The following is a 15,815-nucleotide window of genomic DNA, read 5'->3' on the forward strand; positions in this document are numbered from 1 at the left end:
CCCCGCCGCTGCCGGTAAAGTCGATGAAGCCGCCGCCAAAGGCTGTGGTTGCGCACTACGCGGACATGGTCTTCGCCGTCTACAGCGATGCCGAATCCACTGCGAAAACCCTGCAAACCGCGGTCGACGCGTTCCTCGCCAAGCCGAACGCCGACACCCTGAAAGCCGCCAAGGCTGCCTGGGTCGCTGCGCGCGTGCCTTACCTGCAGAGCGAAGTGTTCCGCTTCGGCAACACCATCATCGACGACTGGGAAGGTCAGGTGAACGCCTGGCCGCTGGACGAAGGCCTGATCGACTACGTCGACAAGTCCTACGAACACGCACTGGGCAACCCGGGTGCCACCGCCAACATCATCGCCAACACTGAAGTGCAGGTCGGCGAAGACAAGGTCGACGTGAAAGACATCACCCCGGAAAAACTCGCCAGCCTCAACGAGCTGGGCGGTTCCGAAGCCAACGTCGCCACCGGCTACCACGCCATCGAATTCCTGCTCTGGGGCCAGGACCTGAACGGCACCGGCCCGGGCGCCGGCAACCGTCCGGCGTCGGATTACCTGGAAGGCGCCGGCGCCACTGGCGGTCACAACGATCGTCGCCGTGCCTATCTCAAAGCCGTGACCCAACTGCTGGTCAGCGACCTGGAAGAAATGGTCGGCAACTGGAAGCCGAACGTGGCTGACAACTACCGCGCCACCCTGGAAGCCGAGCCGGCTGAAAGCGGTCTGCGCAAAATGCTGTTCGGCATGGGCAGCCTGTCCCTGGGTGAACTGGCGGGCGAGCGCATGAAGGTTTCGCTGGAAGCCAACTCGCCGGAAGACGAACAGGATTGCTTCAGCGACAACACCCACAACTCGCACTTCTACGATGCCAAAGGCATTCGTAACGTGTACCTGGGCGAGTACACCCGGGTTGACGGGACCAAGATGACCGGCGCCAGCCTGTCGTCGCTGGTGGCCAAGGCTGACCCGGCTGCCGACACCGCGCTGAAAGCCGATCTGGCCGCTACCGAAGCCAAGATCCAGGTCATGGTCGATCACGCCAACAAGGGTGAGCACTACGACCAGTTGATCGCTGCGGGCAACACCGCCGGCAATCAGATCGTGCGTGACGCCATCGCCGCGCTGGTCAAACAGACCGGTTCGATCGAAGCCGCTGCCGGCAAGCTGGGCATCAGCGACCTGAACCCGGACAACGCTGATCACGAGTTCTGATCACGCGCGTCTGCGTCAAAAAAAGGCGACCTTCGGGTCGCCTTTTTCATGCCTGCTTTTTGCGGTGATGCTGATGGCCTCATCGCTGGCAAGCCAGCTCCCACAGGTTTCGCGGCGTTCACACACTCCGGGTACAACACAAATACTGCGGGAGCTGGCTTGCCAGCGATGGCTGCGCCTCGGTCTCGAGTGAAACCCTGCCGCAAATCAAGCAAACGATAATTCCTCTTATTCAAACTCCCCCGCCCTGTTAGACTTTGCGCCTTTGTTTTCGCCCGTCCGCAGGATGTCTGATGCCCTCGCTGCCGCTTCGCTTGTCCGCACTGTTTCTGGCCCTGGGCCTGAGTGCCTGCGATGACGCCCCGCGCTTTACCAAGGCTGAGCCCGGTGAAGCGCGTTCGGGCGGGGCGACGACTGTGCGCAAGACCGATCAGAATGCGTTCTCGCTGCCTTCGGCCAATCTGCCGCCGTCGCGTCGGGTCGATTTCAGTGTCGGCAACAGTTTCTTCCGCAGTCCGTGGGTGATCGCGCCGTCGACCACCACCGCCCGCGATGGCCTCGGCCCGTTGTTCAACACCAACGCCTGCCAGAACTGCCACATCAAGGACGGCCGTGGCCACCCGCCGGCACCGGATGCGGCGAACGCGGTGTCGATGCTGGTGCGCCTGTCGATTCCCGATTCGCCGGCCTATGCCAACCTCATCGAGCAACTCGGCGTAGTGCCGGAGCCGGTCTACGGCGGCCAGTTCCAGGACATGGCCGTACCCGGAGTCACGCCCGAGGGCAAGGTGCGCGTCGAGTACACCCCGGTGCCGATTCGTTTCAAGGACGGCACCGAAGTCGAGCTGCGCAAACCGGTGCTGCAATTCACTCAGTTGGGCTACGGCCCGATGCACCCGGACACGCGCTTCTCGGCCCGGGTTGCGCCGCCGATGATCGGCCTCGGCCTGCTCGAAGCGATTCCCGAGGACGCGATACTCGCCAACGCCGCCGCGCAAGCCAAAGAGAACAACGGCATCAACGGCCGAGCGAATCGGGTCTGGGATGACGCACAGCAAAAGACCGTCATGGGTCGATTCGGCTGGAAAGCCGGGCAACCCAATCTCAATCAGCAGAATGTCCACGCGTTTTCCGGAGACATGGGCCTCACGACCAGCCTGCGCCCCTTCGATGACTGCACCGACGCGCAAACCGCGTGCAAACAGGCACCCAACGGCAATGGCCCGGACGGCGAGCCGGAAGTCAGCGACAACATCCTGCGTCTGGTGCTGTTCTACACGCGCAACCTGGCGGTGCCGGCGCGCCGTGGCGTCAACGACGAGCAAGTGCTGGCCGGCAAGAACCTGTTCTTCCAGGCCGGTTGCCAGTCCTGCCACACCCCGAAATACACCACCGCCGCCAACGCCGCCGAACCTGAACTGGCCAATCAAGTGATTCGCCCGTACAGCGATCTGCTGCTGCACGATATGGGCGAGGGTCTGGCTGACCACCGCAGCGAATTCCAGGCCTCCGGCCGCGACTGGCGCACCCCGCCGTTGTGGGGCATCGGCCTGACGCAAGCGGTCAGTGGCCACACTCAGTTTCTGCATGACGGCCGCGCCCGCAACCTGCTCGAAGCCGTGCTCTGGCATGGCGGCGAAGCGCAGCAGGCGCAGCAACAGGTTTTGTCTTTCAACGCCGAGCAGCGTGCCGCGCTGCTGGCGTTCTTGAACTCACTTTAAACACTTAAAAGAATCGGGAGCCCGACATGTTCCGTCCCAAGTTGTTGTTCACCAGCCTTGCCGCACTTGCTCTTGGCGCCTGCTCGCCGCAGGACCCGCAAGCAGTCACGTCGGCGGCCATCGCCAAATCGGTGATCCTGCCGACCTACACCCGTTGGGTCGAAGCTGACAAGCAACTGGCGGTCAGCGCCCTCGCCTACTGCCAAGGCAAGGAAACCCTGGAAACCGCCCGCGCCGACTTCCTGCACGCGCAGAAAGCCTGGGCCGAACTGCAACCGTTGCTGATCGGGCCACTGGCCGAGGGCAACCGTTCGTGGCAGGTGCAGTTCTGGCCGGACAAGAAAAACCTCGTTGGCCGTCAAGTCGAGCAACTGGTCACCGCCCAGCCGCAGATCGACGCCGCCGCACTGGCCAAATCCAGCGTGGTGGTGCAGGGCCTGTCGGCTTACGAATACATCCTGTTCGATGAAAAACCGGACGTCGCCAACGCCGAGCAAAAAGCCAAATACTGCCCGTTGCTGATCGCCATCGGCGAGCGCCAGAAGCAACTGGCCGAAGAGATTCTGCAGAGCTGGAACAACACCGACGGCATGCTCGCGCAAATGAGCAAATTCCCCAACCAGCGCTACGCCGACTCCCACGAAGCGATCGCCGATCTGCTGCGTGTGCAGGTCACCGCCCTCGATACCCTGAAGAAAAAACTCGGCACGCCAATGGGCCGTCAGAGCAAGGGTGTGCCGCAACCGTTCCAGGCCGATGCATGGCGTAGCCAGTCGTCGCTGACCGCGCTGGAAGCCAGCCTCGCTGCCGCCAAAACCGTCTGGGAAGGCGTCGACAACAAGGGCCTGCGCGGTCTGTTGCCGGCCGAGCAGAAACCGTTGGCAGACAAAATCGACGCCGCTTACGCCGCATCGCTGGAGCTGTTCGGCAGCACGCAGCGCTCGCTGACCGAAATGCTCCAGGACGACGCCGGTCGTCAACAACTCAACGATCTCTACGACAGCCTCAACGTCGTCCATCGCCTGCACGAAGGCGAACTGGCCAAGGCGCTGGGCATCCAACTGGCTTCAACGCCAACGACGGTGACTGATGAGGCAAGTGCCATGCTGCGACGCCAGGCTCTGACTTTAGGTAGTTTGCTGCTGGGAGCAGTGACACTGGGCGGCTGGACGCTGTTCAAGCGCAAGGATCAGAGCCCGCTGCTGCTCTCGGCGCGCGACGACACCGACGGCAAGCATTACGCCGTCGGTTATCGGCTGGACGGTACTCGGGTGTTCGCCACCCAGGTCGGCCAGCGTTGTCACGACATCATCAACCACCCGACGCTGCCGATCGCGCTGTTCGTCGCCCGCCGCCCGGGCACCGAGAGTTACCTGATCGACCTGCGCGACGGGACCTTGCTGCAAACCGTGACCTCGCAGCCGAACCGGCATTTCTACGGCCACGCCGTGGTGCACAAGGACGGCGAATACCTGTACGCCACCGAGAACGACACCACTGATCCGGGGCGTGGCCTGCTCGGGGTGTACAGGTTCGAAGGCGAGCGGCTGGTGCACAGCGGCGAGATCTCCACCCATGGCCTCGGACCACATCAAGTGTCGTGGATGCCCGATGGCGAAACCCTGGTGGTGGCCAACGGCGGGATCCGCACCGAGGCCGAAAGCCGCGTCGACATGAACCTCAACGCCATGGAACCGAGCCTGGTGCTGATGCAGCGCGACGGCACGCTGCTGAGCAAGGAAACCCTTGCGCAGCAGATGAACAGCGTGCGCCACCTGGGCATTGCCAGCGACGGCACCATCGTCGCCGGCCAGCAGTTCATGGGCGCCTCGCATGAGCGTTCCGAGCTGTTGGCGATCAAGCGTCCGGGCCAGCCCTTCGTGGCATTCCCGGTGCCGGAGCATCAGTTGCAGTCGATGGGGCATTACACCGCCAGCGTTGCGGTGCACAGTGAACTGCGACTGGTGGCGTTGACCGCACCGCGCGGCAACCGCTTCTTCATCTGGGATCTGGACAGCGGCGAAGTGCGCCTCGACGCGCCGCTGCCCGATTGCGCCGGCGTCGGTGCGGTGCAGGACGGCTTCGTCGTGACCTCGGGTCAGGGCCGTTGCCGCTACTACGATTGCCGCCAGGATGAGCTGCTGGCCAAGCCGCTGGAACTGCCGGCGGGGCTCTGGGACAACCATCTTCATCTGATGGCGTAACCCACCTGTTCTGAGTACGACTCATAACCTGTGGCGAGGGGATTTATCCCCGATCGGCTGCGCAGCAGTCGCAAAACCATCGCACCCGGTTCAATTGACAGTCCGCGGTTGCAAGTTTTGGGGCGGCTTCGCCACCCAACGGGGATAAATCCCCTCACCACAGGTTCAGTGTTCAGACTTCTTCATTCCGAACTCCCCTGTAATAACTGGCAGTTGGAATCCCCACCTGACTCGGGGTAATGTGCCCGCCTGTCTCACCTGATTTATCCAAGGAACTGGAAAAATGCTGCGTCGCCGCATGCTGATCATGTTGGGTGTTGTCTTGCTGGTCGTCCTGGTATTGGGCGGGTACAAAGCCTTTTCGATCTACACCATGATCCAGGGCTTCTCCAAACCGAAACCGCCGATCAGCGTCGCCGTGGCTCGCGCTACCGAACAGCCGTGGCAGATGCGTTTGCCCACCGTCGGTTCGCTCAAGGCCTTGCAAGGCGTCGAGCTGAGTCTTGAAGTCGCCGGCACCGTCACTGAACTCAAATTCGAATCCGGACAGAAGGTCAAGGCCGGGCAGCCACTGCTGCAGCTCGACAGTGCCGTCGAAGCCGCCCTGCTGGAAACCGCCAAGGCTGACCTGGGCCTGGCGCAACTGGATTTCGGCCGGGGCAGCCAGTTGATCGACAGCCGGGCCATCTCCAAAGGTGAATACGACCGGCTCTCGGCCGTGCTGCAAAAGGAGCGGGCCACGGTCAATCAGCTCAATGCAGCACTGGCGAAAAAAGCGCATCGTCGCGCCGTTCAGCGGCACCATCGGGATTCGTCAGGTCGACATCGGCGACTACCTCGCCAGCGGCACTAAAATCGCCACCCTGCAGGATTTGAGCAGCCTCTACGCCGACTTCTATGTGCCGGAGCAATCGGTGCCAAAACTGGCCATCGGCCAACCGGTGCAGATCGGTGTCGCGGCCTATCCCGGACAGACCTTCCCCGGCGCCATCAGCGCGATCAACCCGATTGTCGAGAGCACCACGCGCAATATTCTGGTGCGCGCGACCCTGGCCAACCCCGACGGCAAGTTGCTGCCGGGCATGTTTGCCAGCCTCGACGTGCTGCTGCCCGATCCACAGCAACACATCGTGGTGCCGGAAAGCGCGATCACCTACACCCTCTACGGCAACTCGCTGTACGTGGTCGGGCAACAGAAGGCCGAGGATGGCAGTGTGGTCAAGGACGACCAGGGCCAGCCGGTGCTGATCGCCGAACGCCGTTTCATCGAGACCGGTGAACGCCGTGATGGCCTGGTGATGATCAACAAGGGCGTGCAGAGCGGCGAACAAGTGGTGACCGCCGGCCAGATCAAACTGGACAACGGCGCACACATTGCCATCAGCGACGACAAGACCCTCGGCGAGCAGAACAGTCCGCCCCGCGCCGACTGATCAAGGAATCCCCATGGCTTTTACCGATCCGTTCATCCGCCGCCCGGTGCTCGCCACCGTGGTCAGCCTGCTGATTGTGCTGCTGGGTTTCCAGGCCTGGAGCAAACTGCCGCTGCGCCAATACCCGCAAATGGAAAAACGCCCTGATCACGGTGACCACCGCCTACCCCGGGGCGAATGCCGAGACCATTCAGGGCTACATCATCCAACCGATGCAGCAAAGCCTGGCCAGCGCCGAGGGCATCGACTACATGACCTCGGTCAGTCGCCAGAACTTCTCGGTGATCTCGATCTACGCGCGCATCGGCTCCAACACCGACCGCTTGTTCACCGAACTGCTGGCCAAGGCCAACGAGGTGAAGAACAAACTGCCGCAGGACGCTGAAGACCCGGTGCTGAGCAAAGAATCGGCGGACGCCTCGGCGCTGATGTACATCAGCTTCTTCAGCAAGGATTTGAGCAACCCGCAGATCACCGACTATCTGTCGCGGGTGATCCAGCCGAAACTGGCGACCCTGCCGGGCATGGCCGAGGCGGAGATTCTCGGCAATCAAGTGTTCGCCATGCGCCTGTGGCTCGACCCGGTGAAGCTCGCCGGTTTCGGCCTCAGCGCCAGCGATGTGACCAACGCCGTGCGCCAGTACAACTTCCTCTCCGCCGCCGGCGAGGTGAAGGGCGAATACGTGGTCACCAGCATCAACGCCAATACCGAACTGAAATCCGCCGAAGCCTTCGCGGCGCTTCCGCTCAAGGTCAGTGGCGACAGCCGCGTGCTGCTCAGTGATGTGGCGCGGGTCGAGATGGGCGCGGAAAACTACGATTCGATCAGCTCGTTCGGCGGCACGCCGTCGGTGTACATCGGCATCAAGGCCACGCCCGGGGCCAACCCGCTGGATGTGATCAAGGAAGTGCGCAAGCTGATGCCGGAACTGGAAGCGCAGTTGCCGCCCAACCTCAAGAGCGAGATTGCCTACGACGCCACGCTGTTTATTCAGGCCTCGATCGATGAAGTGGTGAAAACCCTGTTCGAAGCGGTGCTGATCGTCATCGTGGTGGTGTTCCTGTTCCTTGGCGCGCTGCGCTCGGTGGTGATCCCGGTGGTGACCATCCCGCTGTCGATGATCGGCGTGATGTTCTTCATGCAGATGATGGGCTATTCGATCAACCTGCTGACCCTGCTGGCAATGGTGCTGGCCATCGGTCTGGTGGTGGACGACGCGATTGTCGTGGTGGAGAACATCCACCGGCATATCGAGGAAGGCAAGACGCCGCTGGAGGCCGCACTGGAAGGCGCACGGGAAATCGCCATGCCGGTGGTGTCGATGACCATCACCCTGGCGGCGGTGTATGCGCCGATCGGCTTCCTCACCGGACTGACCGGGGCCTTGTTCAAGGAGTTCGCCCTGACCCTGGCCGGTGCCGTGGTGATTTCCGGGATTGTCGCCCTGACCCTGTCGCCGATGATGTGCGCCCTGCTGTTGCGTCACGAAGAAAACCCCAGTGGCCTGGCGCACCGCCTCGACCGTATTTTCGACAGCCTCAAACGCCGCTACCAGAGCATGCTCCACGGCACCTTGAACACACGGCCGGTGGTGTTGGTGTTCGCAGTGATCGTGCTGTGCCTGATCCCGGTGTTTCTCAAGTTCACCAAGTCGGAACTGGCTCCTGATGAGGATCAGGGCATCATCTTCATGATGGCCACGGCCCCCCAGCCGACCAACCTCGATTACCTGAGCACCTACACCGACGAATTCATCAAGATCTTCAAAGAGTTTCCGGAGTACTACTCCTCGTTCCAGATCAATGGCTACAACGGTGTGCAAGCGGGCATCGGCGGCTTCCTGCTCAAGCCGTGGAACGAGCGCAGCCGCACCCAGATGCAGATCCTGCCCGAGGTGCAAGGCAAACTGGCGAGAATCCCCGGCCTGCAGATTTTCGGTTTCAACCTGCCCTCCCTGCCCGGCACCGGTGAAGGTCTGCCGTTCGAGTTTGTGGTCAACACGGCCAACGACTACGAGTTGCTGTTGCAAGTCGCTGACCGGATCAAGAAACGTGCGATGGAGTCGGGCAAGTTCGCCTTCGTCGACCTCGATCTGGCGTTCGACAAGCCGGAAGTGGTAGTCGACATCGACCGCGCCAAAGCCGCGCAGATGGGCGTGTCGATGCAGGACCTCGGTGGAACACTGGCGACGCTGCTGGGCGAGGCGGAAATCAACCGTTTCACCATCGAAGGCCGCAGTTACAAGGTGATTGCCCAGGTCGAGCGACCGTTTCGCGAGAACCCCGGCTGGCTGAACAATTACTACGTGAAAAACACCCAGGGCGAGCTGCTGCCGCTGTCGACCCTGATCAAGGTCAGCGACCGGGCACGGCCGCGCCAGCTCAACCAGTTCCAGCAACTCAATGCGGCGAAGATTTCCGGATTCCCGCTGGTCAGCATGGGCGAAGCCATCGACACCGTGCTGCAGATCGCCCGGGAAGAAGCGCCGGCCGGGTTCGCCTTCGACTATGGCGGCGCCTCGCGCCAATACGTGCAGGAAGGCAGCGCCCTGTGGGTAACCTTCGCCCTCGCGTTGGCGATTATTTTCCTGGTGCTGGCGGCGCAGTTCGAAAGCTTCCGCGACCCGTTGGTGATTCTGGTGACGGTGCCGCTGTCGATCTGTGGTGCGTTGATTCCGCTGTTCCTTGGCTGGTCGAGCATGAACATCTACACCCAGGTCGGTCTGGTGACATTGATCGGGTTGATCAGCAAGCACGGGATCCTGATCGTCGAATTCGCCAACCAGTTACGCAAGGACAAAGGCCTGACCGCGCGCGAAGCGGTCGAGGAAGCCGCGGCAATCCGCTTGCGTCCGGTGTTGATGACCACGGCGGCGATGGTGTTCGGCATGTTGCCGTTGATTCTGGCGACCGGTGCCGGTGCGGTGAGCCGGTTTGATATCGGCATGGTGATTGCCACGGGGATGTCGATCGGCACCTTGTTTACCCTGTTTGTGCTGCCGTGTATCTACACTCTGTTGGCAAAGCCCGATCCCAAATCATGACCATGTCCGTGTAGGAGCTGCCGAAGGTTCGGGCCGCGTTCGGACGATCTTTTGATTTTGTTTTTAAAAGCCGAGATCAAGATCAAAAGATCGCAGCCTGCGGCAGCTCCTACACAGGGGATTTTCATTCATGCATAAAAAAGGCCTCGCATCTGCGAGGCCTTTCATTTTGGCTTCAATCGGTTCAACTCTGTGGCCTCATCCCTTGAGAAAGTCCGAACATGAACAACAACAGATCATGGTCGGGTTTAGTCGCCACGGTGGCTTTCGCCACCCGTGGTACTGCGCAGTGAGCATCGCCGGTCGTGGCACCGATCACCTGCATGCGGGGCTGCTCCCAGGCCGCCACCGCCAATGAAGCAACTGCCAAGGCTCCAACCAAAAACAAACCTCGTGCAATTTCGAGTTTCATCGCTATAAACCTTTGATAGCGCTGCCAAACGCCGTCTCGTAAAAGTAGACGAGTTTTTTCCAGTCCGTGTCGCTGAACGACGAATGGCGACGCAATTGCTTCATGTCATGGGAGGCCGCGCGATAAGCGGTCAGACGCTGGCGGCATTTTTCCAGATCGATCAATGCCACTTCGACCTGCGCCGCGTCGCCCTCACCGGTCACCCGTACAAATACGTGTTTGATGTAGATACAGCTGTGCTGCCAGCGGCCCTTGTGCATGCGCGCCAGGTTTTCTGCCAGGTCTTTGAGCACGCGCTCGTAGACGGCTTCGCCGTATTGCGCACGACCACCGGCGGCTTCCCACTTTTCAAGTTCGTCGAAGCCGTCCAGTGACTTGGTCACCAACAGCGCACGCCACTTGTATTGCGGATCGGGCTGCGCGCCGCAGAAGACGATTTGCGGGACGCGGACACCGAGACGGCTGACGCCGGTCAGTGCATCCAGCTCGCGCAAGACCGTCGGACGGCCGAAAGGATGCAGCCAGCTGCGATAGATATGTCCGGTCTGGCGCTTGGCATACAGTAACTGGCCGTCACGGCCCACGACCCGTTGCACACCACTTTCCCCGCCACGGCGTACGTTGGGCTCTTCCACCCATTCACCGCGCTGGTTCCAGTAGTAATCGAAGCGATCCTGGGGAGCGACTTCCGTTTCTGCTGCTATTTGCACCACCATCCTGTTACCTCTTGCGTAATACGTAAACCCGCCACATGGCATAGAGCGGGATAAAATCGAGTTGTTCCTGAATGCGAAAACCTGCTTCTTCGAATTCTTTTTCAACTGTCACAGCCGGTAACACAAACCGGTTCTGGTAACCTTCCTGCCCGCGACGCCGCTCGGCGCGCTTGCGTTTCCAGGCCTTGAAATTACCGTCCACCCACAACGAAATGATGACGCTATCACGGGTGACGCGCTCGAACTCGCGCAGAATCGCCCGCCGGTGCTCGGCTTCACCGATGTGATGCAGCAACCGCATGCAGAAAATGCTGTCGACGGCGTTATCAGGCAAAGCAATGTCGAACGCTGAGGTGTGCAAAGGTTGTACCCGTTTCACGACGTCAGCCGGTTGCGATTGCATCGCGGTCTTGATCATCGACTCGGAATTGTCCGCACCAATGATCACCCGGTTGGGCTTTTCCGCCAGCAACGGCCAGAAACGCCCTGCACCGCACGGCAGATCCAGAACCAGCCCCGGCTCGCCGGCCAGCGTCAACGCCTTGCGGGCCAACTGCTCGTCCCGCCAGTGAGACAACCGACGACCTAGACCGTCCTGATGCTTGCGCAAATATTTTTGTGCATGCTGGTCATCATACTTTTCGGAAAAATCGAGCTTGATCGGTCTGCTCATCATGGGGGCTCCTGAATGACTGATACCCTTACCATAGGTAGTGGCATGTCAGCGTCAGGTCGTCCCTATGTGAAAATTACGTCAGGTAAACCGGCAAATTATTACAGGGTTTTACACGCGAAAAGCAATAGCGCGGGGCCATCAACGATCTTCAGCGCTTGCCCAGCGTGACCTCGAAGCGGCAACCATTAGGCTCCATGGTGCTCAACGTCACCTCCCAGCCCTGGTTTTCACAGATTCGCTGCACCAGTGACAAGCCCAGCCCCAAGCCTTCACCGCGCTTTTCATTGCCACGCACGAAGGGCTGGAACATGGCTTCGCGTTTTTCCTCGGGAATGCCCACACCCGAGTCTTCGACGACAAAACCGTTGTCGTTGAGTGTCAGGCGAATGAATCCGTGTTCGGTGTAGTGACAGGCATTGCGCAGCAGATTACCCATGACCGCGCTGAGCAGGGTGGCATTGAAGCAAGTGTCCGGCGGGTTGCCCGACTCGTACATCAGTCGCAGCCCTTTCGACTCGATCGGTTCACGCCAGATACCCAGCAGTCCGTCGGCCACCTGGGCGAGGTTCTGCTGCGGCGCGGAACCGGCGTCTTCACGCTGTGCGCGGGCGAGCATCAGGAAGGTCTGCACCAGTTCGCGCATTTCCTCGCTGGCTCGGGCAATTCGCTCGACCTGGGCCCGACCGCGCTGATCCAGCCCGGGGTTTTCCAGAAGCAGCTCGCAGGAACTGGCCAGCACCATCAACGGCGTACGCAGTTCATGGCTGACATCGCTGGTGAACAGCCGCTCGCGGGTCAGTGCCTGTCGCAGACGCCCGAGCGTGGCATCGAACGCCACCGCCAGTTCGCCGACTTCGTCAGCCGCATAGTCCGGCGCCAGGGGCGGCGCCAGCCCCAGCAATTGATCGCGGTGGCGCACTTGCCGCGCCAGGCGCACCACTGGCGCCATGACCTTGCGCGCCAACACCCAGCCGAGAAACACCGCCAGCGCCAGACTGAGTACAAAACCCACCAGCACCACGGCAAACAGCACGCGTTCACGTTCTTCGAAATCGCTTTGATCCTGCAGCAGGACATAACGACGGCCGTCGACGATCTCGACCATCGCGTGATAAGACAACTGCTCGCGGAACACTTCGTGGAAGCCCGCATCAAGGTGACGCAGATCCTTGGGCAGCTCGAAATCGCCTGGCCCACCGCTGAAATAGAACAACTGATCCGGTTCCGGGCGATGGCTCCAGTCCGAGACGTTGTCCATCAGCAACAGACGTTGCAGGTCGCCGCCCAGCCCCGCCGAAATCAGTTTTTCCTCCACCAGGTGCACGGTCGCCACAATACCCATGGCGAAGGCCCCGGCCACCAGCGCACTCATCAGCGCAAAGGCGATGATGATCCGCTGGGAAAGGCTTTGCTTAAACTCCATCACGCCCCTCGGCCAGGCGGTAACCCACGCCGTGCACGGTTTGCAGCAACGGCTTGGCGAAGGGCTTGTCGATCACCTGACGCAATTGGTGGACATGGCTGCGCAGGCTGTCGCTGTCCGGGCAGTCATCGCCCCACAGCGCTTCTTCGAGAATTTCCCGGCGCAGGACATGCGGACTCTTCTGCATCAACACCGCCAGCAGTTTGAGGCCGACCGGGTTGAGCTTGAGCAGCTTGCCCTCGCGGGTCACTTCCAGGGTGTCGAGGTCGTAGCTCAAGTCACCGACCTGCAACGCACGGCGTCCGCCACCCTGGGTCCGGCGCATGACGGCCTCGACGCGCGCCGCCAGTTCGGACAGGGCAAACGGCTTGACCAGGTAATCGTCGGCCCCGGACTTGAAGCCCTGCAGACGATCGTCCAGTTGATCGCGGGCGGTGAGCATGATCACCGGTGTGTCGCGCCGCGCGTCTTCACGCAGGCGCTTGCACAGGGTGTAGCCATCGATCCCGGGCAACATGATGTCGAGCACAATCAGGTCGTAATGCTCGGTGGCCGCCAGATGCAAGCCTGACAAACCATCCTGGGCACAATCGACGGTATAGCCTTTGAGCCCCAGGTAATCGGCCAGATTGGCCAGGATATCGCGGTTGTCTTCGACCAATAGAATTCGCATTGGCATTTCCTCCGTACACAGTAACGGCCGTCTTGGCCCGCGCAGCTTAAGGCCTCCGCCGATTCAGGGCTAGGGCCGGCATACGCGCAAGTCCATTTGCCCGGACAAATTAAATAATTAACAAAGTTTTCACTATCGATTCACAACCTGATTACAGTGACGCCGCGACACTCGCGCGCCATTGATATAAGGAAAACGAGACAATGGACTCTTTCAAGACCGCGCCCGTGCGCTTTCTGCTGCTGATCACCGGCGCCTGGCTGGTCATTTTTCTCCTGACGCGAGCAGTCCTGCTGCTGACTCACCTGGATGAGGCCGGTGGCCTCGCCCTTTCCGTGTTCGGCATCGGTGCGCTGTATGACCTGGGGTTCCTTGCCTACGCGGCACTGCCAATGGGCCTGTACCTGCTGCTCTGCCCGCCGGGCCTGTGGCGTCGTCGCGGACATCGCGGATTCCTGCGCGCCCTGCTGACGATCAGCCTGTTCGCCATGTTGTTCGTGGCGGTGGCCGAATGGCTGTTCTGGGACGAGTTCGGCGTGCGCTTCAACTTCATCGCCGTCGATTACCTGGTGTACTCCGACGAAGTGCTGAACAACGTCCTCGAATCCTACCCGATCGGCAAACTGCTGAGCCTTCTCGCCGTATTGGCCGTGGTCATCAGTTTCGCTTTGCGCAAGCCGTTCAATGCCGCCATGAATGCCCCGCTGCCACCGCTGCGCGGACGTCTGCTCAGTGCCTTGGGCCTGTTGATCGTCGCGGGCCTGAGCCTGCAACTGCTCAGCCAGGACGCCCCTCGTGCCCAAGGCGGCAACGCCTACCAGAACGAACTGGCCAGCAACGGTCCGTATCAGTTCTTCGCCGCGTTCCGTAACAATGAACTGGACTACACCCAGTTCTACAAAAGCCTGCCGGCGGAAAAAGTCGCCAGCCAGATCCGTTCCGAGCTGAGTGAGAGCGACGCGCGCTTCATTGGCAAAGATCCACAGGACATTCGCCGGGTGATCGACAACCCGGGCACCCCGCGCAAGCCGAACATCGTGCTGGTGACCATTGAAAGCCTGAGCGCCAAGTACCTGGGCAGCAACGGCGACGGTCGCAACCTGACGCCGAACCTCGACGCCTTGCGCAAGCAGAGCCTGTACTTCAATAACTTCTACGCCACCGGCACCCGTACCGACCGCGGTCTGGAAGCCATCACCCTGGCCATCCCGCCAACGCCGGGCCGCTCGATCGTCAAGCGCATCGGCCGTGAGAGCGGTTTCGCCAGCCTTGGCCAACAGCTCAGCGCCGTAGGTTACGACAGCGTGTTCGTCTACGGCGGACGCGGTTACTTCGACAACATGAACGCGTTCTTCAGCGGCAACGGCTATCGCGTCGTCGATCAGAGCAGCGTCGATGAAGCCGAAATCCACTTCAAAAACGCCTGGGGTATGGCTGACGAGGATCTGTATCGCCAGACCCTGAAGCTGGCGGACGCCGATTACGCCAGGCAACAGCCGTTTCTGCTGCAATTGATGACCACCTCCAATCACCGCCCTTACACCTACCCGGACAACCGCATCGACATCAAGTCCGGTAACGGCCGCGATGGCGCGGTGAAGTACACCGACTATGCGATTGGCCAGTTCCTCGAGCAGGCGCGGCAGAAACCGTGGTTCGACAATACGATCTTCATTTTCGTCGCTGACCACACTGCAGGCAGTGCCGGTAAAGAAGACTTGCCGATCACCAACTATCAGATCCCGCTGTTCATCTATGCGCCGAAAATGATCGAGGCTCGCGAAAGCGCGCAACTGGCCAGCCAGATCGATCTGGCCCCGACGCTGCTGGGCCTGCTGAACCTGGATTACACCTCGACGTTCTTCGGCCGCAACCTGTTGCAGGACAACCCGCTGCCACCGCGCGTGGTGGTCGGCAACTACCAGCATCTGGGCCTGTTCGATGGCAAGGATCTGGCGATCCTCAGCCCACGCCAGGGCTTGCGCCGGCATGACGATGCGTTGACCGAAAGCCGCGAGTCGCGGGTCAGCAGCGACGACCCGCTGATTACCCGCGCGATCACCTATTACCAGACCGCCAGTTATGGCTTCAAACAGCAGTTGCTGAGCTGGAAGCCTGTGAAAGAAGACACTCCGCAGGTCAGCGAAAAGTAACCGTCAATAAAAACGCCCCGGGCTGATGCACCGGGGCTTTTCTTTGCGCAACCGGTTATCACAGGAAATACAGATCCCAATGTGGGAGCGAGCCTGCTCGCGAATGCGCTGTATCAGTCACAGATGTAGTGACGGTGTGATTGCTTTCG

The 15,815-nt window shown here is 61.0% G+C and carries 8 protein-coding genes and 4 pseudogenes; 7 read left to right on the plus strand and 5 right to left on the minus strand.

All coding sequences use genetic code 11. The annotated features are described in order from the left end of the window. The 6 genes and pseudogenes from HT737_RS08855 to HT737_RS08880 form a co-directional block, all read left to right on the plus strand. Positions 1-1,211 (plus strand): annotated as a pseudogene (locus HT737_RS08855) (imelysin family protein); the annotation flags it as partial. A gap of 293 nt (positions 1,212-1,504) precedes the next feature. Continuing rightward, positions 1,505-2,932 carry a di-heme oxidoredictase family protein gene (locus HT737_RS08860; protein WP_182402258.1) on the plus strand — a complete coding sequence of 476 codons (1,428 nt, stop codon included), beginning with the start codon at positions 1,505-1,507 and terminating at the stop codon, positions 2,930-2,932. Between the two features lie 26 nt (positions 2,933-2,958). Then, a pseudogene (locus HT737_RS08865) lies at positions 2,959-4,022 on the plus strand (imelysin family protein). Positions 4,023-4,035: 13 nt separating this feature from the next. Next, complete coding sequence (locus HT737_RS08870) at positions 4,036-5,136, plus strand: DUF1513 domain-containing protein (RefSeq protein ID WP_131671121.1); 1,101 nt, start codon at positions 4,036-4,038, stop codon at positions 5,134-5,136. Between the two features lie 283 nt (positions 5,137-5,419). Beyond that, positions 5,420-6,569, plus strand: a pseudogene (locus tag HT737_RS08875) (efflux RND transporter periplasmic adaptor subunit). A 13-nt stretch (positions 6,570-6,582) separates the two neighbouring features. Beyond that, a pseudogene (locus HT737_RS08880) lies at positions 6,583-9,613 on the plus strand (multidrug efflux RND transporter permease subunit). A 184-nt stretch (positions 9,614-9,797) separates the two neighbouring features. Here HT737_RS08880 and HT737_RS08885 read toward each other — a convergent pair. The 5 genes from HT737_RS08885 to colR all read right to left on the minus strand — a co-directional run bounded on the left by HT737_RS08885 (position 9,798) and on the right by colR (position 13,513). Further along, a complete protein-coding gene (locus tag HT737_RS08885; protein WP_041068407.1) occupies positions 9,798-10,025 on the minus strand; it encodes a hypothetical protein in 228 nt (75 codons plus the stop codon). A gap of 2 nt (positions 10,026-10,027) precedes the next feature. Continuing rightward, complete coding sequence (locus tag HT737_RS08890; RefSeq protein ID WP_041068405.1) at positions 10,028-10,741, minus strand: lipopolysaccharide kinase InaA family protein; 714 nt, start codon at positions 10,739-10,741, stop codon at positions 10,028-10,030. Positions 10,742-10,745: 4 nt separating this feature from the next. Continuing rightward, positions 10,746-11,414, minus strand: a complete 669-nt coding sequence (locus HT737_RS08895) for a class I SAM-dependent methyltransferase (protein WP_041068703.1) — start codon at positions 11,412-11,414, stop codon at positions 10,746-10,748. A gap of 151 nt (positions 11,415-11,565) precedes the next feature. Next, complete coding sequence (locus HT737_RS08900) at positions 11,566-12,840, minus strand: HAMP domain-containing sensor histidine kinase (RefSeq protein WP_182402260.1); 1,275 nt, start codon at positions 12,838-12,840, stop codon at positions 11,566-11,568. Next, positions 12,830-13,513 carry a two-component system response regulator ColR gene (gene colR, locus HT737_RS08905; protein ID WP_041068401.1) on the minus strand — a complete coding sequence of 228 codons (684 nt, stop codon included), beginning with the start codon at positions 13,511-13,513 and terminating at the stop codon, positions 12,830-12,832. Before colR ends, HT737_RS08900 begins: the two co-directional genes overlap by 11 nt. A 203-nt stretch (positions 13,514-13,716) precedes the next feature. Here colR and HT737_RS08910 point away from each other — a divergent pair, with 203 nt between their 5' ends. After that, on the plus strand, positions 13,717-15,666 hold the full coding sequence (locus tag HT737_RS08910; protein WP_182402262.1) for an LTA synthase family protein: 1,950 nt from the start codon (positions 13,717-13,719) through the stop codon (positions 15,664-15,666). Positions 15,667-15,815: the final 149 nt, after the last annotated feature.

Origin of the sequence: Pseudomonas sp. MD195_PC81_125, from assembly GCF_014060985.1 — a bacterium.
GTDB lineage: Bacteria > Pseudomonadota > Gammaproteobacteria > Pseudomonadales > Pseudomonadaceae > Aquipseudomonas > Aquipseudomonas parakoreensis.